Raw genomic sequence first — 24,791 nt, forward strand, 5'->3', positions numbered from 1 at the left:
CCGCGCCGCCCCGCGCCAATCAGTTGATCGGCAGGCGTTTGCGTTCGGAGGCCGCCTTCTTGGGAAGCGTCAACGAGAGCACGCCGTCCTTGTACTGCGCTGCCGCGGCGGCTTCGTCGATTTCGCTCTCAAGTGTGAACGAACGGCTGACCGCGCCCGAATAGCGCTCGCGGCGAATGACGCGCTCGCCCTCTTTCAGCTCATGTTTGCGCTCGACCTTGGCGCTGATCGATACGAGATTGCCGTCCATTTTTTCATGTCGATGTCGTCTTTCTCGACGCCGGGCAGTTCGGCCTTCACGGTATATTGGGTATCGCCCTCCGTGACATCGACCTTGATGTCGGCAAGCTGCATCTCGCCGCCCGCGCCGCCGCGCAACGGGCGGAATAGACCGTGAAAGAGGTCCGACATGGGGTCGGCTGCAAACGGATCAAAACGGGTAATGTTGCTCATCGTGCCACTCCTTGAAGCATCCATCGAAATGATGGATAGGGAACCAGGTTGAATGGAACAGCGCTGGCGCCTGCATCGCGCACTGCGCCGGCTAGGACATCTCAATGATCACTTTCAGTGCGTGGGTGTCCGCGGCACGGCTGAAGGTGTCGTATGCGCCGATCACGTCCTCGAACTGGAACCGATGCGTAATGAGCCGCGCAGGATCGATACGGCCCGCGCGCACAGTCTTCAGAAGCATCGGCGTGCTGACCGTGTCGACCAGACGCGTCGTAATCGCGATGTTGCGATCCCACAGCTGCTCGAGGTGAAGATCGGCTTTGACGCCATGTACGCCGACATTCGCGATCACGCCGCCTGGCGCGACAAGCGCTTCACACAGTTCGAATGTGGCGGGCACGCCGACCGCCTCGATCGCGCAATCTACGCCCGTCTGGCCAGTCAGTTCCATCACGGCCGCGAGCGGCTCGGCGTGACCGCTGTCGATGCACGCCGTGGCGCCGAAGCGGCTCGCGACTTCCAGACGGTTCGGATCGAGATCGATCATGATGATCTGCGCCGGCGAATAGAACTGCGCGGTCAGCAGCGCGGCCAGACCGATCGGCCCGGCACCGACGATCGCCACCGTGCTGCCCGGTTGCACTTTGCCGTTCAGCACGCCGCACTCGAAGCCGGTCGGCAGGATATCGGAGAGCATCACGAGCGCTTCCTCGTCGACGCCGGCGGGTATCGGGTACAGGCTCGTCTCGGCGTGCGGAATGCGCACGTATTCGGCCTGGGTGCCATCGATCTTGTTGCCGAGAATCCAGCCGCCGGTGCTGCAATGCGAATACATGCCGCGCCGGCAGTAGTCGCACTTGCCGCACGAGGAAATGCATGAAATCAGCACCCTGTCTCCGGGCTTGAACGACGACACCGCTGCGCCGACTTGCTGTACGACCCCGACGCCTTCGTGGCCGAGAATACGTCCCGGCTCGCAGGTCGGCACGTCGCCTTTGAGAATGTGCAGATCGGTGCCGCAAATCGTCGTGCGCGTCATTTTGACGATTGCATCGGTCGGCGCGGTGAGTTTGGGAATAGGCCTTTCATCAAGCGATTTCTTTCCGGGACCGTGGTACACGAGCGCTTTCATATGCTGCCTCCGTTGATCGAAACAAGCCTGCTGTACGAGCAACTTTAGGCCGCCTCCCTTCGCAACGATTGACATGTGTCAAGTGAGATTCATTGGCCGTCGCGCGCTCGAATAGATGACCTCCGTCAACGGCCGTGCATCCGGCGAGGCCTATGCTGCCGCAGGCACTGCGTCATTGGTGCGATAAAACCGGCGAGCGGTCTGGAGATCATTACGAAGCGCGCCGCGCGCGCGGTTTCGTGCGGGAATGCCGTGGCGATCTGCATCTTGCCAACGTGCCGTGGCGTGGGAAGCGCGTGGGCAGCGCCGTGCGGAGCGACGGCGAGCGATGCCGACGTCACTCACGTCCGCATTGTTTATGTGGGCCGCGTTGGTGTTCCTCGTACGGGCCCGCGCCCTGCAACTGAAGCCAAAACGTCTCTTTTTCAGCTTCAGCCCATATGCATGCCGCCGTTGATGGCGAAGTTCGCGCCGGTGACGAAAGCCGCGTCGTCCGAACAGAGAAACGCCACCAGCGCGGCAACTTCGTCGGGTTGCCCAAGGCGACCTACTGGAATCTGCGGCAGGATCTTCGTCTCCATCACCTCTTTCGGCACGGCCGCGGTCATCGCGGTCGCGAGATAACCGGGCGAGACGGTGTTCACCGTAACGCCATGTTTCGCAACTTCCAGTGCGAGCGACATCGTGAAGCCATGAATCCCCGCTTTCGCCGCCGCATAATTGGTCTGCCCGAAGGCGCCGCGCGCACCGTTCACCGAGGCGATATTGACGATACGTCCGAAGCGTTGGGCAACCATGCTGCCCAGCAACGGCTTGGTCATGTTGAACATCGAGTCGAGATCGGTGCGCAGAACCGCATCCCAGTCGTCCTTGCTCATTTTGGCAAAGGTCGAATCGCGTGCGATGCCGGCATTGTTGACAAGTACGTCGACCGAGCCGAATTCGTCGAGCACACGTGCCGCGCAATGTGCGCACGAATCGAAACTGGTCACGTCGGCTTCGTATGCATGAAAGCGCCGGCCGGCGTCGCGTTCATGCATGAGCCATGTGGCGACGTGATCGTTACGCTCCGAATGCGACATGGCGACTACCATGCCGGCGTCGTGAAGACGCCGGCTGACGGCAGCCCCCAGTCCGCCCATGCCACCGGTGATAAAGGCAACGCGCTTAGCCGACATACTGTCCTCCCTGTTGCGCGCGGCGATACGCCGTCGCGATTGGCATTGCTGAATTCGTGCTCTGACCGAACGCCGTGCGTCCGTCCAGCTCACCGCTGATCACCCTGCTTACAGCGCACCATGCCTGCACCCGTGGCTCGCGTGTAACGGTCGGTACGGCAGGATCGCAGTTGACGCGCTGCATCTCGAACTCGCAGGCTCGCCGACGAGTTCGAGATGCAGCCCCGCATTCGGAGTGCGAGTCGAAGGTTCGTTCGATTCACATCGAGTGAAGCGTTAGATTCCGTTGCCATGAAGGACCTCAATCGTTGAGGTGGATCTGCGCGCTGACGGCTCCGAAGTTTTTCCGCTCGCGACACGAGTCGACGTTTTTTTTCAATGTAAGCGCGCGCGTAGAAGTACGGTTGACATGTGTCAAGCATCCGCCAGTGTGCCGATGTCCCGAACTCGCGCTACCTCGATGATGCTCAGGCGTTGGCCACGCTTTCCCGTACCAGCAGCACGGGGCAAGGAGAAAGCCGCACGAAACGCTCGGCGACGCTGCCGAGCACCATGCGGCGCACGCCGCGCCGGCCATGCGTGCCCATCACGACCAGATCCACGCCGCGGCGCTCGACGCAACGCGCGATGCAATTCGCGATGTCTTCGGCTATGCCTTGGGTTTCGATGATTTCGGAATCTCCGGGCACGTCGAGCGCTTTCATTTGCGCAACCGCGTCGTCCAGCAGGCTGCGTCCGACCTGGCGCGCCGCATCGGTGAGCAGATGGGGATCGCAGGCGCCTGCATAGGTAAAGGCCGCCGACTGGTCGATCGCATACACCGCGGTCAGCTTCGCACGCGCCAGTTTGGCCATCCGAATCGCCTCACTGAGCGCACGTTTCGATACTTCGCTGCCATCCACGGCAACCAGAACGTTTTCGTACATGACTATCTCCTTGCAGGACATTAAAGATGCGATGACGTCGCAGGGTTCGCTGCCGCGATCAGGACGCCGTGCGCGTTGAGTCGCGCAACAGCTGCGCCTCGGCGGAATCGAACGCTGCGTGGATCGCAAGTTCCGCATTGGCGTCGAGGCAATGTCTGATCGGAATGAACTCGCCGCTGTGAAGAACCAGATCGAGCCGGGCGTCGAACATCGGACCGCGCGGTTCGTCTGGATAACGGTGGAGGCCACGATCATCCGGCGCGCTACGGATGGATTCGATCGCCAGATGACAGCTTGCGATGGACTTGCTGAAACGCTCGAGGCGCACCAGTTGCGAAGCTGCTTCGGCCTCGATTTGCGACGTCCCGGCAAAGCCGAGGTAGACGATTTGCATGCCGACTCCCATGTGCCTTCTCCCAGGTGTCCAGCGTTTTCGTGCCGACTCCGAAGCGAAGTCGCCCGCCGCGATCACGTGGCTGAGCTAACAGAACATGACCGGCGAGTTAACAGGATCATCGGCCGGCACGGTCGGCGCCGCTTGACTTGCGTCAAGACATCGAGCAGGTCCCGACTTTTATCGACGGACCATGTCTCGTCGTGGCGTGCCCGGCGCGACCCGCAGTGGCTATCCGGCGGGAGTCGACGGCGCGCTGATCGCGACCGCCGCAATCTCTTTGCCGTTGTTTCTCCGGTCTGGACGAGCGCCGCGCAAAGCGGCGCGAATTTCGTACTCTTGATGTTGACCTTGCTGCTTCCCGGATCATGGCGTGCGCCGTCGTGGGTGGTCGTGCCGGCCACGGTTGCGCTGGCCGCAGGGGTTATCCGACTGGCCGCCATCTGCTTCATTCGTGCTCACCCGGTGGGCGATGACGGCCGACGGCGCTATCATCGGTATGCGCGGCGCTGCCCATGCGGCGCACTTCTGTGCGCAGCGCGGCAATTTCGGCCTGCAATGTTTTGATATCGCGATGCATTTCTCTACGCAGCACACGCTCTTCCTGCTCGACGAAAATCGCGGCGATGCTCGCGAATAACAGCGACAGCAGGCCATAACCGAGCAACACCACGAACGCGGCGAAGACACGCGAAGCCGGCGTGGTAGGCGCCATGTCGCCGTATCCCACCGTCGCGCTGCTTTCAAAGGCCAGCCAGACACCCTCGCCATAGGTGTGCACGCCCGGCTCCAGCCAGTAAAAGCCGGCACCCGCCGATGCGAGCAGAACGGCAGCGGTCGCAAGCAGCAACAGCAGCCGGTTGGGCGAAAAAAATCCCCGCAGCGACACGACGATGCGTGCCGCCACGAGTCCGACGAATATCATGCGCATCGCCCATTCGAGCGGCGACCAGGCCGATAGACCCGACATGACGCTCACCGCGGCGCCGACTGCAACCAGCACGTCGTAGCGATTGCGCATCAGAAACCGTCTGGGCTCATGGCACAGGCGCGCGATCCACGCCAGCGAAACCGCGAAGCCGGCCGCCATGCCTGCGTAGAGCGCTCGCCCGATCTGGTGCAATGCAGTCGAATGGGCGGCCAGTTCGAAGTAGAACGCGGGAATCGCCAACAAGCTGAATCCCAGTAGCACCCATTGCAGCCAGCGCCATGCGCGCACCGCGCGCGCGCCGTCATGGAGGACGACACCGCCCAAACCTGCCACGCGAAAACCGTCGCTCATTTCGCCACCGTATCCGAGGTTGGATGCCGGGCGGCCTAGTCGAAGCCTTCCGGCGCGTGCGTTGACTGCGCGGCCACTTCAAGGACGAGCAGCAGCGCAAAGCATTGGAATTACGACGCAGCGCCGACGTATGCGCGAAAATCTGCTTCGACCGCACGAATCTGCTGGGCGCAGTTCATGTACAGCCAACCGGGATTACCGTCGGCGCGATACATGCCGCGGCACATGCCTTTAAGTCTGATGGTGGAGGTGCCGGTGCTGTCGGTGGTCCTGGTTGCCCAAATGTAGACCGCACCGAACACATGCGGCTCGGCGGTTTCGATTGCCGCGTCATCGGCGCGTCGAATCGGCGTCACGGAGCGTTGTGAGACATATTGCTTCGTCAGGCTCCACAGGCGGTCGCAGTCGGCGCGAGCAGAACAGTTCACTGAAGCCTCCGCACGCGCCTCCTCTAGCTGGATCTCAGTATCCCGGAGCGTGGCAATGCGCGACGCGGTACTGCACGCGCCGAGCCCCGCGACGGCAATTGCCAGCAGAAGCTTTCTGTTCATGTCGGCGCACTCGCTTGATGGATCAGCACATCCATTCGAGGTCCCTGGACCTGGCAAGGTGCCGCTTGATGCCATCCACGAACGCAGCAAGCGCGGCATGCGCGCCGTGACGCGCTTCGACAGCCGTGACTTTGCATTCAGCAACGGCAGGCTTGCCGACGAGTTCGCACATCTCGTGGAGTGCCTTGTCCGCCCCGCGTCCGCCGAAGCTGCAGAAGAACGCGATCTGGGAAAACTTCGCGCGGTTCTCGATCAGATATGAACGCACCGGTGCCGATACCGAGCCGGCCCACACGGGTGAACCGACCACGACGAGGTCATACGCCGAGACGTCCAGGCCGGCCGGAACGATCTCCACCTGACGTTTGCGGATCGCATCGAGCAGTGAGCGCAGGTAGCCGCCGGGCCCTTCGCGATTGCTGCAGTCGCAGATCTCCTCGATATCGGCGCCCAGCATCGTGGCGATCGCCGATGCAAGCAGGCGCGTGGTCCCGGTGCGCGAGAAATAGACGACGAGAACTTTTGCTTCCGACATTTCAGCCTCCCTACCGCACGCCGCCGTGCAATCACATGCGGAATTCGCAGTGCATGCCACGAGCATAGGTGCGGATGAGCAAGTTCTTATGATCCATATCAAGCTGCGAACCCGGCCATCGTCACGGTTTAGCGTCGTGTAGGCCAATTCTGACAAAGACACCGGACGTCCTACTCCAAGCTCAGCGACACCTGATTTGTATCGACCGGCCAGCGACCAATACTGAATTTCAGGACAGGAGGCACCAGTCGACCTCGCAGTGCGCCAGATGCGTATGCCGAAGCTGCCCGATCAGGAGACCAGCCATGTCGAACCCAATCTTTTCCCACCGTGCCACGGCGGCCCAGCAACCGCGCAACAAAGGCAACTCCGTCTGTGAATTCGATGCCATCCTCGCGCTTGCGCGCGAGTCCGGGTTACTGATTACCCTCGATGGACAAATTGGGCGCGAGAAATACCAAAGCGTCGCAGGCTCGCTCCATGCATTCCAACGCTTCGCCGAAGCACTGTGCGAAGCCATCGACCAGATTGCACCCGCGTGAAACGACTCAAGCGACTCAAGGCGACGTCGCCTTGAAACGGATGATCCAGATCAATCCGCCACCCCCTCCAAAGTGAGCTAATCAACGTATCTTGAAATTCACCGAGGTCGGATCATGAAAAATCTGGCAGATTCATTGACGGGAGCGTCGGTTCCGAGACCGGCCGCTCAAACCGCGGCGCAGACGGCGAAACCTTTGCGGCTCGGCCTGCTGACGGCGCTGGTGATCGGGTCGATGATCGGCAGCGGCGTGTTTTCCTTGCCGCAGAACATGGCGTCGGGCGCGGGCGCGGCCGCCGTGCTGATCGGCTGGCTGATCACCGGCGTGGGCATGCTCACGCTGGCCTTCGTCTATCAGACCTTATCGACGCGAAAACCGGAGCTCGATAATGGCATCTACGCATATGCGCGCGCCAGCGCCGGCGATTTCGTCGGTTTCAATTCAGCCTGGGGCTACTGGGTCAGCGCATGGATTGGCAACGTCGGCTATCTGGTCATCGTGTTCGGCACGCTCGGCTATTTCTTTCCTGTATTCGGAGACGGCAACACGCGCGCTGCGGTGCTGGGCGCATCGATTGTGCTTTGGATCATGCATGCGGTCATCCTGCGCGGTGTGCGTAGCGCGGCGGTTCTGAACGCGATCACCACCGTCGCCAAGGTGATTCCTCTGCTGGTGTTCATCCTGTTAGCGCTCGCAGCGTTCAGAAGCCATGTTTTTGCCCAGGACTTCTGGGGCAGCTCAAAACTCGGCAACGTATTCACGCAGGTCAAAAGCACGATGTTGATCACGGTCTGGGTGTTCATCGGCATCGAGGGCGCCAACGTGTTTTCGGCACGGGCGCAACGCCGTCAGGATATCGGGCGCGCAACGCTGCTCGGGTTTACCGTCGTCTTGCTGCTGCTGATGGCGGTTTCTTTGCTGTCGCTCGGCATCGTCCCGCAAAGCGAACTGGCCGCGATGAAGAATCCGTCGATGGCCGGCGTGCTCGACAAAGCCGTCGGCACGTGGGGCGCCGTATTGATCAGCATCGGCTTGCTGGTGTCGGTGGGTGGCGCGTTGCTGGCCTGGACGCTGCTGGCGGCGGAAACGCTTTTCACGCCGGCGAGCGGCGGTGTGATGCCAACGTTTCTCGCCCGGCAAAACAGCCACGGCGTGCCGGCCAACGCGCTCTGGCTGACCAATGGCCTCGTCCAGCTCTTCCTGATCATCACACTGGTGTCCAACGCGACCTATCAGGCGCTGATCTCGCTCGCGACTTCGATGATCCTGATCCCCTATCTGTTCTCCGCAGTGTACGCAACCCGGATCGCGATGCGCGGCGACGGCTACACGATAACGGACACAACACGCAGCCGCGACACGCTGATCGGCGCAATGGCGACCGTCTATTGCTGTTGGCTGCTCTATGCAGCCGGCCCGAAGTATCTGTTGCTTTCGGCCCTGCTCTACGCGCCGGGCGTGCTTCTGTTCGGCTGGGCGAAACGCGAGCGCGGCGCCAGTCTTTTCAAGCCCTTTGAAGTCGCCATCCTGGCCGCCCTGATCGCTCTTGCGGCGCTTGCGGCGTGGCTGCTGTCGAGCGGCGCGCTGGGCCTGTAAGCCAGCGATCATTTGGAGAAACTCTATGGCATTCGGCGTCTACTCTGAGATCGGCACGCTGCGCACGGTGATGGTCTGCAGGCCTGGCCTGGCTCAGGCGCGCCTCACGCCGGCCAATTGCCGCGAACTGCTATTCGATGACGTATTGTGGGTCTCGCAAGCGAAGAACGACCACTACGCCTTCGTCAGCGCGATGCAGGAGCGCGGTATCGAGGTGCTGGAAATGCACGACCTGCTCGCCGATATCCTGCGAGGACGGGAAGCGCGCGACTGGGTGCTTGCACACAAGCTGTCCGCCGGCGCGGTCGACCTTGAACTCTCGGCGCAACTTTTGCCCTGGCTGCGTGAAATGAACGCCGGCGAACTCGCCACCCGGTTGCTCGGCGGAATCGTGCGCGCGGAACTTCCTTTCGAGCCTGCCGGCCTGGTCGCACAATGTACGGAACCCTCTGGATTTCTGCTGCGGCCGCTGCCCAATACGCTGTTCACCCGTGATAACAGTTGCTGGATCAACGACGGCGTTGCGCTCGGCTCGATGTACTGGCCCGCCCGCCGCGAGGAAACCTTGCTTAGCGCGGCTATCTATCGCTTCCATCCGCGCTTTACCGGTGGAGCGCGCATCTGGTGGGGCGATCCGGAGAGCGAACACGGCGGCGCCACGCTCGAAGGCGGGGACGTGATGCCCTTGTCGCGCGACGTTGTGCTGGTCGGCATGGGTGAGCGCACCTCGCCGCAAGGCGTCGCACAGCTTGCACGCACCCTCTTCGCGCATGAATCGGTCAAGCAGGTGATCGCTGCACAGTTGCCGCGATCGCGCGGCGCGATGCATCTCGACACGGTGCTCACATTCTGCGACCGCGATCTGGTCACGATCTTTCCCGAGGTGGTCGACGGCATCCGCTGCACCTCCCTGCGCCCGTCACAGACGCCGGGCAAGCTGGACGTCCGGCCGGAAAGCGCGCCGTTTCTCGAAGTCGTCGCACGGGCACTCGGCGTGAAACAGCTGCGCACGGTCGCCACCGGCGGCGATACCTGGGAAGCGGAGCGCGAACAGTGGGACGACGGCAACAACGTGGTGGCGCTCGCGCCGGGCGTCGTCGTTGCGTACAACCGCAACGTCTATACAAACACCTTGTTGCGCAAAGCCGGCGTGGAAGTCATCACGATTCCGAGCGGCGAACTGGGCCGCGGACGCGGCGGCGGACATTGCATGACCTGCCCGATCGAACGCGATCCCGTCTGACGTCGTTCTCCCGCCAACACGATCAAGGAACCGCTTCATGGCATTCAATCTGCACAACCGTAGCCTTTTGAACATGCAGGATTTCAGCCCTCGCGACATCGGCTTTCTTCTCGACCTCGCCGCCGAACTGAAGCGCGCGAAGTATGCCGGCAACGAGGTCCCGCGACTCAATGGCAAGAACGTCGCGCTCATCTTCGAAAAGACCTCGACACGCACGCGTTGCGCGTTCGAGGTGGCCGTGCACGACCAGGGCGGCCACGTCACCTACATCGACTCCGCGAGTTCGCAACTCGGCCGCAAGGAGTCGCTCAAGGATACGGCGCGCGTGCTCGGCCGGCTTTATGACGGTATTGAGTATCGCGGCTTTCACCAGAGTGTCGTGGAAGACCTCGCCGCTTATTCGCACGTGCCGGTATGGAACGGATTGACCGATGAGTTCCATCCGACTCAGGTGCTCGCCGACCTGCTGACGATGCGGGAGTTCGGCGAGAAGCCGCTGCACGAGCTGTCGTTCTGCTACCTTGGCGACGCACGCTTCAATATGGGCAATTCCCTGCTGATCGGCGGCGTGCAGATGGGCATGGACGTGCGAATCGCGGCGCCGCGCGAGTTGTGGCCGCACGATGAACTCGTGCAGCAGATGCGGCACCTCGCGGAACGCACCGGCGCCAGCGTGACGATCGTCGAGGATCCGGTTGCGGGCGTGGGCGGCGCCGACTTTGTCTATACCGACGTCTGGGTGTCGATGGGCGAGCCGATGGAGGCGTGGGGGCCTCGCATCGATCTTTTGCTACCGTATCAGGTCAATGCGGCGCTAATGAAGGCAACCGGCAAGTCACGCACCCGCTTCATGCATTGCCTGCCCGCCTATCACAACCTGGAAACGGACATCGGGCGGCAACTACACGAGCGTTTCGGTTTGTCCGAACTGGAAGTCAGCGACGAGGTCTTCGAATCGAATGCGTCGATCGTGTTCTCACAGGCGGAAAATCGCATGCATACGATCAAGGCGGTACTCGTGGCGACGCTCGCATAAGGGGCGGCCATGCGCATTCTGATCGCGCTGGGTGGCAATGCACTGTTGCGGCGCGGCGAGCCGATGACGATGGCCAACCAGATCGCCAATATTCGCCGCGCGGCGTCGCAGATCGGCCAGCTGGCCGACGGTAACCAGTTGGTTGTCGCGCATGGCAATGGACCTCAGGTTGGGTTGCTGGCATTGCAGGCGGCCGCTTCGGGGCCGGCTGGTGCCGCGTCGCCGCTCGACGTGCTCGACGCGGAATCGGAAGGCATGATCGGATATCTGCTCGAACAGGAATTGGCCAACGTTTTGCCCGTGCAGCGGCAAGTGGCAACGCTCCTCACGCGCGTCGAGGTTGACGCCGACGATCCGGCTTTCGAGCATCCCACCAAGCCAATCGGTCCGGTTTACACCAAAGCGCAGGCCCAGGACCTCGCGAGGCGAAACGGCTGGACCATTGCCGAGGACGGAGCCGGCTTCCGGCGCGTTGTCGCATCGCCACGGCCAAGGCGCATCGTAGCGTTGCGGCCCATTGAGTGGCTACTCGATCACGACGTGGTCGTGGTCGCGGCCGGCGGCGGAGGAATTCCAGTCAAGGTCGCGCCCGATGGACAAACCCGCGTTGGGGTGGAAGCCGTGATCGATAAAGATCGATGCAGCGCGCTGCTTGCCGCCGAACTCGCCGCCGATCTGCTGCTGATCGCCACGGATGTCGATGCGGTTTATGCCGACTGGCGCACGCCGCGCGAACGCGTGCTGCACGATGTGCCGGTCGCCGAGCTGCGGTCCATGTCGTTCGCGGCCGGTTCGATGGCGCCGAAGGTCGAGGCCGCCTGCGATTTCGTTGCACACACCGGAAAACCGGCGGTCATCGGCTCGCTCGAACACATCGCGGCAATGGCGAACGGCACCGCGGGCACTCGCATCATCTGACGAAATACCATCCGGGTTTCGAACAAAAGAAGTCCTTGTGGACACCATCGGCGCATACCTTTCCAGGTTCAAGGGGCCACCGTGAACGACAACCTTTTGCGCAACCGGACTTTCAACGAAATCGGAATCGGCGAGTCGGCGTCGCTCGCACGCGTGGTCGTGCAAAACGATATCGACCTGTTCGCGGCCGTAGCAGGCGATATCGATCCCGCCCATGAAGATTCCGTGACTACGAACGGCGGACCGTCCGGCCATCGGGTCGTGCACGGCATGTGGACGGCCGCCCTGATTTCCGCGCTGCTCGGCAAGCGGCTGCCTGGCCCCGGCACGATCTACCTTGGTCAGACCTGGCAGTTTCGTCATTCCGTGATGCCGGGCGACATCATCACCGCGACGGTCACGGTCACGGAAAAGCGCACTGACGGTCGCGTCGTTGTGCTCGACGCGTGCTGCACGAATCAGGCGGGCGACACGGTGTTGCTCGGCACGGCCACCGTCGTCGCACCATCGACGACGGTGGTGTGGCCGTGCGCCCCAAGCACCGAAGTCACCCTGCGGCGGCACGACCGTTACGAGGCCTTCATACGGCAGGCACGCACGCGCCCCGCATTGCGTACGGCGATCGTCCACCCCTGCTCGGCGGAAGCTATCGTGGCCGCGATCGAGGCGCGCGACGAAGGCTTGCTCGAGCCGGTCCTGATCGGCCCCGATGCCAGAATCCGCGCTGCGGCCGAGGCGGCCAACGTGGATCTCGCGGGTGTGCCAATCGAAGCGGTCGAGCACAGTCATGCGGCGGCCGCGCGCGCCGTGGAAATGGGCGCGGCCGGCCAGGTTGCCGCGTTGATGAAAGGCAGTCTGCACACGGACGAGCTGCTCGGCGCCGTCGTCGCGCGGAATTCCGGTTTGCGCACAGCGCGGCGCATCAGCCATGTCTACGCCATGGACGTGCCGGCCTATTCCAAGCCGCTGGTGGTCACCGACGCCGTCGTCAACATTGCGCCATCGCTCGACCATAAGCGCGACATCTGCCAGAACGCGATCGACCTGTTGCATGTGCTAGGCGCCGAACTGGCGCGGGTCGCGGCGCTCGGCGCAATCGAAACGGTCAACTCGCGCATGCCGGCTACGCTCGACGCCGCCGCGTTGACGGTCATGGCTGCGCGCGGCCAGATCACCGGCGCGCTCGTGGACGGCCCGCTCGCATTCGACAATGCGATCAGCCTCGCCGCGGCGAAAACCAAGCAGATCGATTCGCCCGTCGCCGGTCAGGCCGACATCCTGCTGGTGCCCGATCTGGAAGCCGGCAACATACTCGCCAAACAGCTCATGTACTTCGCCGGCGCCGATGCGGCCGGCCTGGTACTTGGCGCGCGCGTGCCCATCATTCTGACGAGCCGCGCCGACAGCGTGCGCGTCCGCCTCGCATCCGCGGCACTCGCCAAACTGGTCGCAGAACGAACGTTGGCGGGCTCGGGACGCCCGTAAGCGTCGCATCTGGCGAGCACGCACCCACGCGTGCTTTCAGTTTCCAACGGCGCCTCGCCCGTCGTCGCACTGTTGATCTGAATCAACAGCGCAGAGCCACCGGCTCATAAACTCTGATCACACCGTCGTACCCCACTCTTCGCCTTCGGGAGCTATGCAATGAGCTACAAGACCATCGTCGTTCATCTGGATACGAGTCGGCTCGCTCATCGGCGGCTCGAAATCGCGCTGACCCTCGCGAGACACTTCGGCGCCCATCTCAGGGGTGTATACGCTACCTTCAGTCCCGATCCGCGTTCGCTCTATGTGATGGCAGGAACCGCCAGCTATTACGCAACGCATGAACAGTTGCGCGCCGAACGGCGCAGTGCAATCGAGCGTCTTTTTCATGCGGAATTGAGCCGTGCAGCGGTAACGGGCGACTGGCTTGCGGTCGACCAGCCAGCCAATCTCGCGGTGGCGCAGCAAGGACGCTGCGCGGACCTGATCATCGCCAGTCAGGACGACCCAGACGATCCGGAGTCGTACGTCGGCTACCGTTTCCCCGAAAACCTCATCATGTCGGCTGGCCGCCCAGTGTTGCTGGTGCCGAATGCCACCAGTGTCACTTCACCCGGTACTCACGTGGTGGTCTGCTGGGACGGCAGCCGCGAAGCCACCCGCGCCGTGCACGATGCGCTGCCGTTCATGCGCACCGCCCGGCTCACGACGGTCCTGACGGTGAACGGCGTTCGCGGCGAAGCCGGTCCGCGTATTCCTGGCGCCGACATCGCGACCGTGATCGCGCGGCACGGCGTCCGTGTCGAAGTCAAAGACGTCGAAGCCGGTCCGGCCGCGTCGGTCGGCGACGCGCTCTTGTCGGAAGCGGCGGAACTCGGTGCGGACCTGCTCGCGATGGGCGCCTACGGCCATGCTCGTTGGCAGGAGCTGGTCATGGGCGGTGCAACCCGCACTGTGCTCCAGTCCATGACCGTGCCGGTGCTGATGTCGCATTGACGACGCCATGCGCCTCGTAGCGCTGCCGTCGCCGCCCCTTTTCAGGAGAGTCGTTATGTACCAACAGATACTGGTCGCAGTCGACGGCAGTGAAACCTCACAGCGCGCCCTCGACACAGCCTTGCAACTCGCGCGCGAAGCCGGCGCGTACGTGCAGCCGCTGTTTGTCGTGGACGTCCCGATCATGGCGTATGACGTGCCCTCCTACGACCCGTCGTATGTGCGCGACGCGCTTCTCGAGGAAGGCAAGCACGTGACCGAAGACGCCGCCGCGTGCATGCGGCGCGCCGGCGTCGCGGGCGCGCCGCGCATTCTCGAGGCCGATCCGGTCGCCGACGACGTCGCGCATTGCATCCAGCGCGCCGCCGCCGACCTCAAGGCCGACGTGGTGGTGATGGGCACGCACGGGCGGCGAGGCTTCCGGCGAATGGTGCTCGGCAGCGTCGCTGAAAGTTTTCTGCGCATCGCACAGTGTCCCGTGCTGATGATCTCCGCACACTGCGCCCAGCCCGCGGCAAGCGGCATCCCATCGGCGTCCGAAGCCACCAAGGAACCGTCATGACCTGCAAAACCCTGCTGGTGCATCTGGACGACAGCACCCATAGCGCTGCCCGCACCCAATTCGCGCTCGACTTGGCCCGGCGCCATGAAGCGCATTTAATCGGCTTGTACGTGGTGTGCCGGGAACTCACTCAGCCGCTCTTCCTACACGGCGAGAGCGGCTGGGCCGAAGCACGGGAGGCGCAGCTCAGCTCAAACCTGAACGACGCGCGAGCGCGCTTTCTCGCAGCCGGCGAACTTGCCGGCGCCAGCGTCGAGTGGCGCGCGCCGGCCGGTGCCACCGTCGATACAACAGTCTTGCATGCTCGCCACGCCGATCTTCTGATTCTCGGCCAGTACGATCCGCACGACCCTTCGTCGTATATCGCCCGCCACTTCGTGGAGGACGTGGTCATGAGTTCGGGCCGCCCGGCGATCGTGTTGCCCTACGCGGGGGAAGTCCGCTCGTTTGCGGAAAGCGTGCTGATCGCATGGGACGGCAGCCGCGAGAGCGCGCGATCCATGGCCGATGCGCTGCCCGTGATCAAACGCGCGAAATTCGTCACGGTGATGACCGTCCGGCGGCATCCATCAAGCGGCGGCGAGCCGGCCGGCATCAGTGTCGCCGCGTGGCTCGCGCGGCACGGCATTCAGGCGGGATTTGCCGATTCCGCCACGACGGACGGGGTCTCGACAGGCGCGCTCCTGCTGAACATGCTCACCGACCTTCATGTCGACCTGCTGGTGATGGGCGCGTATGGCCATGCGCGCGTTCAGGAAAGGTTGCTGGGCGGCGTCACGCGGACCGTGCTGGAGTCGATGACCGTGCCGGTGCTGATCTCGCATTAGGTGGAGACGGGTTTGACCGGATTAGCGATGTGACAGTTTTGAGGCGTTGCGCGGCAATGGCTCCTCGCGTAACTTCGTAACTTCGTAACTTCAAAGGCGCCCCGTATTCTGGGCGCTTCTTTTCGTGTCCGCGGTCCGCACGCTGACCTTTCCCGTCAGAGCAGTTAGAGCCGTCAAAGGTCCGACGGAATTTCATCCAGATCCCGTTCGCGACGAACCAGCAGGACAGGCACCTCGGTGCGCCGCAACACGGCTTCCGCCACACTGCCCAGCAGCAGCCGTCCGATCCCCCGCCGTCCGTGGGTGCCCATCACGACAAGATCGGCTTCGCATTCGCCGGCGATGCGGCCAAGCACACCCGCTATGTCCTCGCCGTACGAATCGACAATGCGCGTCACGCCACGCACTCCGCGTTGTTCGAACAATGCGCGAGCATCCTCCAGCGTGGCCATGGCGGCTCCGGTCGAACCCATAGGAAAAACCTCCTCGTCGATCAGCCCGGTGCCGACGTCGACCATGGATGCGGCATGTTCCGCGACGAACACCGCAATGACCGTCGAATGCGCGGCTCGTGCGATTTTAAGCGCCTCCTCAAGCGCACGTTGCGCCGCCTGACTAGCGTCGATTGCTACAAGAATCCGCTCGTACATGACATTCTCCTGGGAACTTCACCCGAAGCGCTTGAGTTTGGGCGAGAGGCACATGGAAGTTCAGTTTGCGGTTCAAAGCCGAAATACGCTTGATGCGGATCAAGCGACGGGCGCGTGGCTTCAGCCTCGTTCGTCCAGCACCGCGCTCCTCGCCGTCGGCCATTGTCGCTGGCATGATTCTTACGAAACGCGGAGAATAAACAACACCGCAAGTTACGTTGCCGGTCGCCAGGGCTGAATGCAATTACCTGAACAACACCTTGGCGCTCGCATCCAGTGGGACGTGAAGCGCGACATCGAATTGGGCGACACGCATTTTTCGCCGGCTCGAGCAATCACTCTGTTTCGTATCTTGCAGAAGGCGTTGACCGACGTCACCCGCCATGCGGAGGCCGCCGTCACCTGCTGGGCGGCGACGTGGAGATTCATACTTCAAATAACAATGGCTTTGAGCTGACCGTGACCTTGCCGGACACGGCCGTTCAGGAAGAGGAGACGCAAGAATGACCCGAGTGCTGATAGCCGACGACCACGCGTTGGTGCGCGACGGCCTGCGCCATATCCTGCAAAGCACGAGCGGCTTCGAAGTGGCCGGCGAAGCCAGCGACGGCTCCAGCACGATCGCGCTGGTCCGCTCCAGGCCGGCCGAAGTGCTCGTGCTGGATCTGTCCATGCCAGGGCGCAACGGCGTTGAACTGATCAGGCAGATCAAAGACGAAATGCCAGCGCTGCGCATTCTCGTGCTCACCATGCACGCGGAGCAGCAGTACGCGGTGCGTGCGTTCAAGGCAGGCGCCTCAGGGTACCTCACCAAGGAAAGCGCCAGCGCGGAACTTGTGTCGGCAGTCTCCAAGGTCGCTTCCGGAGGCGTCTACGTGAGCCTCGCCATGGCCGAGCGTTTCGCGCAGAGCCTGAACGAGCCCGGCGACGCGCTGCCCCATCAGCGCCTCTCAGACCGTGAATTCGACGTGTTTCGCCGCATCGTCGCAGGCCAGACCCTCACGGAAATCGCCACCGAGTTGTGTGTCAGCAGCAAAACGGTCAGCACTTACAAGACACGCATCCTCGAAAAAATGCAGATGCCGCATGAGGCCGCGCTGGTGCGTTACGCGCTGCGCCACAAGCTGCTCGGCGAAGACGACGAAATCTGACGGCGCCGCGCGCGCTGCCGTTTCCGGGTTGCTCGCCTCCGTTCCTCCGCTGTCTAGCTGAGGAACACCATCTCGCGAATACCGCCAATTGATCTGAGTCAAGCCCTTCACGGCGCGGTCTGACAGGATGGTCTGACGCGACATAACTGACACCGCGCCAGGAGACACCGAATGGCCACTCTTTCCCAACCGACCGCCTGGTCCGTCGACGAACGGCAACTCGACCCGACAGCCGGCATCAACGAAAAACTGCGCTTTGCGCTGCGTTATGCGGTGTTGGCCCCGTCGAACCACAACACACAGCCGTGGCATTTCATCGTCGACGGCGATAGCGTGACGCTTTGCGCCGACCGCACACGGGCGCTGCCGGTGGTCGATCCCTTCGACCGCGAGCTGCTCATCAGTTGCGGCGCGGCGCTCTTCAATCTGCGCGTGGCGCTGAGCCGCTTTGGGCTTGCCTATGCCATCACGCTGCTGCCGTCGACCGTCGACGTCGACGTGCTCGCACATCTGCGCGTCATACGCGACGGCCGCTGCGATACCGAGCTCGCCTCGCTGTTCGAGGCGATTCCCCTGCGCGTGACGACACGCGAGACTTTCGCCGACGAGCCCTCCCCGCCCGGCTTCCGGCAGCGGCTTGAGGAAGCCGGCGCGATCGAGGGCTGCGACACGGTTTGCGTTGAGAACATCGCGGGCCGGGAACAGCTCGCCGATCTGATCGGCGAAGCCGACCAGGCGCAGTTCAAAGATGCGCGCTTTCGTCGGGAACTCGCAAGCTGGATTCATCCGCGGCGTCATCAGGACGGCATGCCCGCGTTGTCGCCAGGGGTGCGCGCGCTGCTCGACTTCGCCGCGCCGCTGGTCAGTTCGGTAGTTCGCACGTTCGATCAGGGCGGCGGCCTGGCCGCAACGCATCATACGCTCGCCATAGGCTCGCCCCTGCTGATGTGCATCGCGACCGGCACCGATGACGCGTCCGCGTGGCTCTCAGCAGGCCAGGCGCTCGAACGCGTGCTGCTGACCGCGGCCGCCGAAGGCATGACTGCGTCGTACCTGAATCAACCAATCGAAATCGCTTCGCTGCGCGAGCGCCTGTGTGCCGCGCTGAAACTGGACGCCGTGCCGCAGTTGCTGATCCGCATCGGCCGTGGCGCCCAGGTGCCGCATTCGCCGCGGCGGCCGCTTGAAGAGGTAGTGTCGTAGCGTGCCGGCCCTCAGGAGCGGCGCGGTCTGCGCCGCTTCACTCGCAGAAACGGAAGTAGCCGCTGTGCATCATGAGCGGCTTCGGCCCCACTTCGTTCAGCAGATTTCGCGCGGCTTGCTGGATTGGATGGCGGTGTGCATCGAATGCCGTGACCAGATCGTCTTCGCGCCACGACCGTGCGCCGAAGTGATCTTCCAGCGCCTCCGCGGTAATGGCGCACTGTATGCGCGTGCCATCTACTTCTGCCGGAAAGATGAGGACGAGATCGCGCGCGCGGTATGCCGGGCGTTCATGCGGGAAATGGATTTTCATGACCAGTGCCTGTAGAGACGAAAACGTGGCTCGAATAACCCTTTCGAGCGAGCGAAGCAAATGGGAAAGTGCACCCACGCATGGCACGCCGACACCATCAGGATAGGCGCGCTCGCCCTTTCGCCGACTTTGCGGCGGCAATCCTGCTTGATGCAGATCAATCGGGTGATGGGGCTGGACAGCGTTCCCCACGCGACCTCCCTCCCGAAGACCGGTTGATTTGAGTCAAGCGCCGAGCGCCGCAACGGTGCACGATGATTACATGTGGTCTGCCGTTCCCGCTTGTGTGAGGCACTCATGAAACATCTATTCAGACTCGGCACTGCATTGCGCGATCAGGCGTGCGCGCGTCCGGTCACAGGCGTAGCGTCGGCACGCATCGAACTACCTGCTCCCGATCGGACCGGCGGTATGCCGATCATGGAGGCATTCGCAAAACGCCGCACCACACGCCGCTTCGCAGCCCGATTGCTGGACGACAAGCTCCTTAGCAACGTGCTATGGGCTGCCAACGGCATCAATCGTGACCCGGACGGCGGGCGAACCGCGCCGTCGGTACTGGCCCTGCATGAAATCGACGTCTACGCGATGCTCGCGCGCGGCGTTTATCGCTACGATCCACGCCGCCATTGCCTGGAGTTGGCCATCGCGAGCGATCTGCGCGGGCTAACGGGCTATCAGGACTTTGTGGGTGATGCGCCGCTCGATCTGGTATATGTCGCCGATCTTTCGCGCATGCACGACGTCGCGCCCTCGCAGCGCGAACCTTTTGCATCTGCGAGTGCCGGCGCCATCGTCCAGAACGTCTATCTCTTCTGTGCGGCCGCCGGACTTGCGGTCGCGGCACGCGGCTGGCTCAACCGCAGCGCACTCGGCGGCGAGATGCACCTGCCACGCGATAGCGTTCCGGTGCTCGCACAAACCGTGGGCCATTTCGACTTGTCGGGCGACGCCGACGACAATGGCTGATGCACCCTGCAAGCACCCAAGTCGCACCGAAGAACACCGGTCGGACCTGAGTCAATGACAACGGCTTCCTTGATCGTGAGCTGCCTTTGAACCGCTTGTGAAGTGTGCGCCGTGAATGCCATGTCCCACGATATCTCGCAGCGAATCTGCTTGCACTCCTCCTGATCCCCACATACTGATCCAATGGGTCCTGAGTCAGTGATGCGGCCCGCACGATTTGACGCGCTGCTGCGCGCTGGAAAGGCTCGATTTCAACACGACAGGCGGTCCGTTCGAAGGCGAGACCGGGCGAGCACAATGGCCTGCGAATGAAGGCGAACTGCGGGCGACCAGCCAGTGGCAGATCGACGCTAATTTCCGCCGCGTTCTCTCCTGGCTTGACTCGCTTGACGAGCGCGACGAACCGCGGGATCTCATTGGTTGCTTTCCCATCCCCCGCCCAACGCCGCATACAGCGCCACGGTATCCTGCAACCGTTGCGCCACCCCCTGCAGCCATGCGATGCGCGCCTGATGAAACAGTCCGTCCGCAATCAATGTCTGCACATAGCCGACCGTACCGGCCGCATAGTCCGCCTCGACGAGCCGGAGTGCTTCGGCGGCAGCGTCCCGTGCGCGCGTTTGCGCGTCGAGCGCCTGGGCATCGTTTTCGAGCGCCCGCAGCGTGTCCGCCACCTGTGCAAAAGCACTGAGCACCACTTGCCGGTATGAGGCGCGCGTCTGTGCGTAGGCATTGAGCGCCGCACGGCGCTGAAACCAGAGTGTGCCGCCATGGAAGACGGGCGCGCTCACGTCGGCCGCGATCGTCCATATCTGACCGGAGCGGTGAAGCAAAGCGCTCATCGACGTGTTGTCGTAACCGCCCGAAGCGGAAAGCGTCACACCGGGCAGCAAATTGGCGGTGGCGACGCCGATATTGGCGCTCGCGACATGGAGTGCCGCCTCCGCCTGCAGGATGTCGGGACGTCGCCGCACGAGAGAAGCCGGCACGGTCTCGGGCAAGGTATGCGGCAACGTAATATCCTCCAACGACAGATCCGGCGCGTGCCACTCGACCGGCAGCATGCCCGAGAGCGACGCGAGCAGGTCTTCCGCTTGCGCGCGCTTCTGTTCGAGCGCGGGCAGCGACGCTTCGAGCGTGGCCAGTTCGTTTTCCAGCGTCAGCACAGCGGCATACGCGCTTGCACCCGCCTCGACCTGCGCTTGCGTAATGCGGATCTGTTCATGCACCAGAGCGGTCATCTCACGGGTCGCTGCAATTTCATCGCGATAGGCCGCGCGCGCGATCATCGCATTGACCACGTTGACGGTCAGCGTGAGATAGGTGGCCAGCACCGTGTAACGCTGAGCATCGACACGCGCCTGCAACGCTTCAACCATGCGGCGCTGGCCGCCCCATATATCGAGCGCATAGCTCACGCTCGCCGACAGCGTAAAGAGGTTGAAAAGGGTCGACGGCTCGTTAGCGCCGATCCGCGAGGGCGAATATTTCTGCCGCGACCCAGCAAAGCCCGCATCGACCTGCGGGTAGAACACGCCGGCGCCGGCGCGCATCTCATCCTCACTCTGGCGTAGCGCGGCCTGCGCGCCTTCGATTGTCGCGTTGCCGGTTAGGGCTTCATCCACCGCGCTGTCGATCGCCAACGAGCCAAAACGCGTCCACCAGTCGGACGGCACGTTCGTTTGCGCGGAAAAAGTTTGCACGCTGCCTGCTGCCTGCAGCGGTGTGCGAAGCGCGTCACCTTGCACGAACCGATCGACTCCCGGCGACGGCGGCCGGGAGAAATCCGGGCCCACGCTGCAGGCGTTGAGCAGTAGCGCCAGCAACAGAGCCCAGGCGCGAGCGACGCGACGGCGCACGGTGTCGGCCCTGCGCGCGCGGGGTGCGCTATCCGGCGGCAATGTAGACATCGACTAATTGTCCTGGGTAAAGGTGCGCGCCTTTGGGCAGCGCGACACGAAAAATGACCGGCAGCACGCGCACGTCGACACGCTCCGCTCGCTGATCGGACAGTTCGACTTTCGGACTCACGTAAGGCTGAATCCGGACAAACTCCAGCGGCGCTTCGATCCGGGTGCCGCGCACGGACATGCGCGCTTTCAACGCATGCGGGTCCGGCAGACGGTCGATCAGGATCTCGTCGACGTAGCAGCGCACGGCCAGTTGACCGTTTGGCGCGCCGATCACGAGCACGGGCGCTTGCCCCTGCGTGTAGGGCTGATAGACGCCTTGCGGAGACACATACGATCCAGCAGCCGCATTGACCGACAGCACCACACCGTCGCTGGGGGCGCGAAGCGTGTACTGGGCGACCAGCGCGTCGGCGGAAGCGGCCGCCTTGCGCAGCGCGTCGACCTGCTTCTGCTGGCTGCGAATGTCGTAAATCCATGCGCCTGCCTGAGTGAGCCGGTACTGTCGCGTCACCACGTCGAGATTGGCTCGCGCCATTTTCAGCGCGTTCGCCGCGTTGTCCAGCGTGTCCTTGCTGACCGCCTTCGGGTCGATGGCGAAGGCGCGCTGCTGTTTGTCGAACTGGTCCTGCGCCATCCTGAGACCGGCCGCCGCCGCACCCACCTGGGCACTCGCCACATCGAGCGTCTCCTTGCGCGGCTGCGATTCGAGCTCGTCGAGCATCGCCGCAGCGGCTTCCGCCTGGGCGGCAAGCTGTGCCGCGGTAGCGCGTTGCACCGAATCGTCGATGGTAAGCAGCACCTCGCCGGCCTTCACCGCTTGTCCCTCGCGGGCGGCGATGCCCGTCACGGCGCCGGTCACGTTCGGATAAATGTTGATGTTGACGCCCGCAGGCTGATCGCTTTCGACAATGCCCTCGGCGTACAGCCCGTGTGCATAGGGGTTGGACGCGGGTGTGAACACAGGCGGCTGCGGAGCTTGCTGCACACCGTACACGTAGGCGGCTACCAGACCTGCCACGAAGCCCAGGAACGCAAGAACAAAGATCAGCTTGCGCTTCATTTGGCGCCTCCCGGGTCGATCCCTTTGAGTTGGCCGTCTTCCATGCGCAGAATGCGGTCGGCGTAATCGAAAATACGGCTGTCGTGCGTGACGATCAGGATGCAGCGATTGTCATTGAGCACCTGATGCTTGACGAACTCGATGATGCTGCGGCCCGTATCGCCGTCGAGCGAGGCCGTGGGTTCATCGAAGATCAGGATGTCGGGCTGGCTGACGATTGCCCGGGCGATCGCCACGCGCTGCTGCTCGCCGCCGGACAGTTTCACCGGCGGCAATTGAGCGCGGCTTTCGAGGCCGACTATCTTCAGGTACTTGAGCGCCTCGTCAATGGCGGCATTCCACGGCTGCCGTTTGAGGATCAGCGGTATCGCAACATTTTCGGCGGTCGTCAAGCGCGCGAACAGGTGGTAGTCCTGAAACACGAAGCCAATGCGGTTGAGCCGGAATTCCGCGATCGCGTCGTTCGGCTGTTTCCACAGATCGACTCCATCGACCACGACATCGCCGCTGTCCGGTCTCAGGATGCCCGAAATGACACTCAGCAAGGTCGTCTTGCCACTGCCCGATGGACCGACGATCAGCAGCATCTCGCCGAACCTGGCCTGCACCGAGACCTCGCGCAAAGCACAGGTTCGTGCTTCGCCCTCGCCGAACCATTTCGTCACCGCACGCGCGTCGATGGCAAATTTCGGCATGTCAGCCCCGAAAAATATCGAAGGGTTCGATGCTCAATACGCGTCGAATGCCCAGGTAGCTCGACATCGCGGCAATCACCACCACCATGGCGAACGCAAGCGCCAGATTGCCGAAGGTGATGATTGCCGCGTAATCGGGAATGCGTATCCTGGCGAGACTGATCAGCGCCGCGCACAGGCCGATGCCGAGGCCATAGCCGGTCAGCGCCGTAAAGGTGGCCTGAAACAGGATCATCGCGATCAGCTCATGGCGTTTCGCGCCAATCGCCTTCAGCGCACCGAACTTTTCGAGGTTTTCGAGGATGAACGTATAGAACGTTTGCCCCGAGATGGACAACCCGACAATGAAACTGATGACCGTCATCAGCATGATGTTGGTGCCAAGGCCGGTTTCGTATTTATAGAAATGCGAAATGCGCGCCATGAATTCCTTTTTCGTGAACGCGACGTAGCCGAGCGATTGCACCACCTGTTTGATGTGCGCGATATCCGCAGCGGATTTTGGTTCAACCAGGATGTACGAGGTCGTGTAGCGGGTCGTGGGGATATAGGTAACGGCGCGTTTGTAAGTGGTGTAGAGCGTGGGTGTGCCAAAGAGACCGCTGCTCGCCACCGTCGCGATGCCGACTATCACGCCGCGATGGTCGTTCAGTTCGAAATCGGTGCCGAGTGTCGGGTTCTTCAGCTTGACGAATTCGGCGTCGTCGATAGCGACAAAGCCATTCTCCGCGTAAATGTCTTCGATCTTGCCCTGCTTCATGACCGGCCAGCCGAACAGGCTGGCGTCGTCGAGTCCGATCACCGTGACTGCCTGATAGGTGCCGTCGCGCAGTTTGACCAGCGCGGTGCCTGAGTACAGCGGCACCGCGTATTTGACGCCGTCGGTGCTGCGTACCGCATCGAGTACGTAATCCGGCATGCCGATGCTGCTCGCGATGGTCTGCACTGCCGGGTCCATCACCCACATCTTCGCCCCGACATTGATCACCGTCGACGACGATTTGTTCAGGATGCCGGCAAACAGCGAAGTCATTTCGACCATCAAAAAAACCGCGAATGTAATGCCGACGAGCAGTGCCGTGAATTTGGCGCTGTCGTTGACGAGCAGCTTGAATGCGAGTTGGAGGATGCCTTTCATGGCGCGCCGGATCGAGTTGCTGGGAACGCATAAGCGTGGTGGT

General features: G+C 62.8%; 26 protein-coding genes and 1 pseudogene. 13 read left to right on the top strand and 14 right to left on the bottom strand.

All coding sequences use genetic code 11. The annotated features are described in order from the left end of the window. Positions 1–19 precede the first annotated feature (19 nt). The 8 genes and pseudogenes from BPHYT_RS27630 to BPHYT_RS27665 form a co-directional block, all read right to left on the bottom strand. Positions 20–453, bottom strand: a pseudogene (locus BPHYT_RS27630) (Hsp20/alpha crystallin family protein). A gap of 91 nt (positions 454–544) precedes the next feature. Further along, the gene (locus tag BPHYT_RS27635) at positions 545–1,585 is read right to left on the bottom strand and encodes a zinc-dependent alcohol dehydrogenase family protein (protein ID WP_012427425.1); all 1,041 of its coding nucleotides are present in this window, start codon (positions 1,583–1,585) and stop codon (positions 545–547) included. Positions 1,586–2,016: 431 nt separating this feature from the next. Further along, positions 2,017–2,763, bottom strand: coding sequence for a beta-ketoacyl-ACP reductase (locus BPHYT_RS27640; RefSeq protein ID WP_012427426.1), 747 nt, complete (start codon positions 2,761–2,763; stop codon positions 2,017–2,019). 467 nt (positions 2,764–3,230) lie between these two features. Beyond that, complete coding sequence (locus BPHYT_RS27645; protein WP_012427427.1) at positions 3,231–3,689, bottom strand: universal stress protein; 459 nt, start codon at positions 3,687–3,689, stop codon at positions 3,231–3,233. 58 nt (positions 3,690–3,747) lie between these two features. Continuing rightward, positions 3,748–4,095: a hypothetical protein gene (locus tag BPHYT_RS27650; RefSeq protein WP_012427428.1), complete on the bottom strand. Its 348-nt coding sequence runs from the start codon at positions 4,093–4,095 to the stop codon at positions 3,748–3,750. Positions 4,096–4,531: 436 nt separating this feature from the next. Beyond that, complete coding sequence (locus tag BPHYT_RS27655) at positions 4,532–5,365, bottom strand: potassium channel family protein (RefSeq protein ID WP_012427429.1); 834 nt, start codon at positions 5,363–5,365, stop codon at positions 4,532–4,534. Positions 5,366–5,475: 110 nt separating this feature from the next. Then, positions 5,476–5,916 (bottom strand): hypothetical protein, encoded by a 441-nt coding sequence (locus BPHYT_RS27660; RefSeq protein ID WP_012427430.1) that lies wholly within the window; start codon positions 5,914–5,916, stop codon positions 5,476–5,478. Between the two features lie 22 nt (positions 5,917–5,938). Then, positions 5,939–6,451: a flavodoxin family protein gene (locus tag BPHYT_RS27665; protein ID WP_012427431.1), complete on the bottom strand. Its 513-nt coding sequence runs from the start codon at positions 6,449–6,451 to the stop codon at positions 5,939–5,941. A 305-nt stretch (positions 6,452–6,756) separates the two neighbouring features. Here BPHYT_RS27665 and BPHYT_RS27670 point away from each other — a divergent pair, with 305 nt between their 5' ends. From BPHYT_RS27670 to BPHYT_RS27710, 9 genes are all read left to right on the top strand, one after another. Next, positions 6,757–6,993 carry a hypothetical protein gene (locus BPHYT_RS27670; RefSeq protein WP_012427432.1) on the top strand — a complete coding sequence of 79 codons (237 nt, stop codon included), beginning with the start codon at positions 6,757–6,759 and terminating at the stop codon, positions 6,991–6,993. Positions 6,994–7,107: 114 nt separating this feature from the next. Beyond that, complete coding sequence (arcD, locus tag BPHYT_RS27675; protein WP_012427433.1) at positions 7,108–8,589, top strand: arginine-ornithine antiporter; 1,482 nt, start codon at positions 7,108–7,110, stop codon at positions 8,587–8,589. A 25-nt stretch (positions 8,590–8,614) separates the two neighbouring features. After that, the gene (locus BPHYT_RS27680) at positions 8,615–9,832 is read left to right on the top strand and encodes an arginine deiminase (RefSeq protein WP_012427434.1); all 1,218 of its coding nucleotides are present in this window, start codon (positions 8,615–8,617) and stop codon (positions 9,830–9,832) included. 37 nt (positions 9,833–9,869) lie between these two features. Beyond that, on the top strand, positions 9,870–10,868 hold the full coding sequence (argF, locus tag BPHYT_RS27685) for an ornithine carbamoyltransferase (RefSeq protein ID WP_012427435.1): 999 nt from the start codon (positions 9,870–9,872) through the stop codon (positions 10,866–10,868). 9 nt (positions 10,869–10,877) lie between these two features. Next, positions 10,878–11,786: a carbamate kinase gene (gene arcC / locus BPHYT_RS27690; RefSeq protein ID WP_012427436.1), complete on the top strand. Its 909-nt coding sequence runs from the start codon at positions 10,878–10,880 to the stop codon at positions 11,784–11,786. A gap of 81 nt (positions 11,787–11,867) precedes the next feature. Further along, a complete protein-coding gene (locus BPHYT_RS27695) occupies positions 11,868–13,271 on the top strand; it encodes a bifunctional enoyl-CoA hydratase/phosphate acetyltransferase (RefSeq protein ID WP_012427437.1) in 1,404 nt (467 codons plus the stop codon). Between the two features lie 159 nt (positions 13,272–13,430). Beyond that, on the top strand, positions 13,431–14,267 hold the full coding sequence (locus BPHYT_RS27700; RefSeq protein ID WP_012427438.1) for a universal stress protein: 837 nt from the start codon (positions 13,431–13,433) through the stop codon (positions 14,265–14,267). 55 nt (positions 14,268–14,322) lie between these two features. Next, on the top strand, positions 14,323–14,829 hold the full coding sequence (locus BPHYT_RS27705; RefSeq protein WP_012427439.1) for a universal stress protein: 507 nt from the start codon (positions 14,323–14,325) through the stop codon (positions 14,827–14,829). After that, a complete protein-coding gene (locus BPHYT_RS27710; protein ID WP_012427440.1) occupies positions 14,826–15,656 on the top strand; it encodes a universal stress protein in 831 nt (276 codons plus the stop codon). The genes BPHYT_RS27705 and BPHYT_RS27710 overlap by 4 nt, the downstream gene beginning before the upstream one ends. 173 nt (positions 15,657–15,829) lie before the next feature. Here the strand turns inward: BPHYT_RS27710 and BPHYT_RS27715 are convergent, their stop codons facing one another. Next, entirely contained in the window at positions 15,830–16,306 is a 477-nt protein-coding gene (locus BPHYT_RS27715) for a universal stress protein (RefSeq protein ID WP_012427441.1), read from the bottom strand. A 238-nt stretch (positions 16,307–16,544) separates the two neighbouring features. On the opposite strand from BPHYT_RS27715, the gene BPHYT_RS27725 reads away from it, so the two are divergent. The 3 genes from BPHYT_RS27725 to BPHYT_RS27735 all read left to right on the top strand — a co-directional run bounded on the left by BPHYT_RS27725 (position 16,545) and on the right by BPHYT_RS27735 (position 18,660). Next, positions 16,545–16,763 carry a hypothetical protein gene (locus BPHYT_RS27725; RefSeq protein ID WP_012427442.1) on the top strand — a complete coding sequence of 73 codons (219 nt, stop codon included), beginning with the start codon at positions 16,545–16,547 and terminating at the stop codon, positions 16,761–16,763. A gap of 46 nt (positions 16,764–16,809) precedes the next feature. Next, on the top strand, positions 16,810–17,457 hold the full coding sequence (locus BPHYT_RS27730; RefSeq protein WP_012427443.1) for a response regulator: 648 nt from the start codon (positions 16,810–16,812) through the stop codon (positions 17,455–17,457). Between the two features lie 171 nt (positions 17,458–17,628). Continuing rightward, positions 17,629–18,660, top strand: coding sequence for an Acg family FMN-binding oxidoreductase (locus tag BPHYT_RS27735; RefSeq protein ID WP_012427444.1), 1,032 nt, complete (start codon positions 17,629–17,631; stop codon positions 18,658–18,660). Positions 18,661–18,697: 37 nt separating this feature from the next. Here the strand turns inward: BPHYT_RS27735 and BPHYT_RS27740 are convergent, their stop codons facing one another. Continuing rightward, a complete protein-coding gene (locus BPHYT_RS27740) occupies positions 18,698–18,973 on the bottom strand; it encodes a DUF1488 family protein (RefSeq protein WP_012427445.1) in 276 nt (91 codons plus the stop codon). 297 nt (positions 18,974–19,270) lie between these two features. On the opposite strand from BPHYT_RS27740, the gene BPHYT_RS27745 reads away from it, so the two are divergent. Further along, positions 19,271–19,942 carry a nitroreductase family protein gene (locus tag BPHYT_RS27745; protein WP_012427446.1) on the top strand — a complete coding sequence of 224 codons (672 nt, stop codon included), beginning with the start codon at positions 19,271–19,273 and terminating at the stop codon, positions 19,940–19,942. Between the two features lie 413 nt (positions 19,943–20,355). Here BPHYT_RS27745 and BPHYT_RS27750 read toward each other — a convergent pair whose 3' ends face one another. From BPHYT_RS27750 to BPHYT_RS27765, 4 genes are read right to left on the bottom strand one after another with little or no spacing between them, the layout of a single operon-like run. After that, positions 20,356–21,852, bottom strand: a complete 1,497-nt coding sequence (locus BPHYT_RS27750; protein ID WP_012427447.1) for an efflux transporter outer membrane subunit — start codon at positions 21,850–21,852, stop codon at positions 20,356–20,358. Then, the gene (locus BPHYT_RS27755; RefSeq protein ID WP_012427448.1) at positions 21,830–22,915 is read right to left on the bottom strand and encodes an HlyD family secretion protein; all 1,086 of its coding nucleotides are present in this window, start codon (positions 22,913–22,915) and stop codon (positions 21,830–21,832) included. Before BPHYT_RS27755 ends, BPHYT_RS27750 begins: the two co-directional genes overlap by 23 nt. After that, a complete protein-coding gene (locus tag BPHYT_RS27760) occupies positions 22,912–23,610 on the bottom strand; it encodes an ABC transporter ATP-binding protein (protein ID WP_012427449.1) in 699 nt (232 codons plus the stop codon). Before BPHYT_RS27760 ends, BPHYT_RS27755 begins: the two co-directional genes overlap by 4 nt. Position 23,611: 1 nt before the next feature. Continuing rightward, entirely contained in the window at positions 23,612–24,748 is a 1,137-nt protein-coding gene (locus BPHYT_RS27765; RefSeq protein WP_012427450.1) for an ABC transporter permease, read from the bottom strand. Positions 24,749–24,791 lie beyond the last annotated feature (43 nt).

Origin of the sequence: Paraburkholderia phytofirmans PsJN, assembly GCF_000020125.1 — a bacterium.
GTDB lineage: Bacteria > Pseudomonadota > Gammaproteobacteria > Burkholderiales > Burkholderiaceae > Paraburkholderia > Paraburkholderia phytofirmans.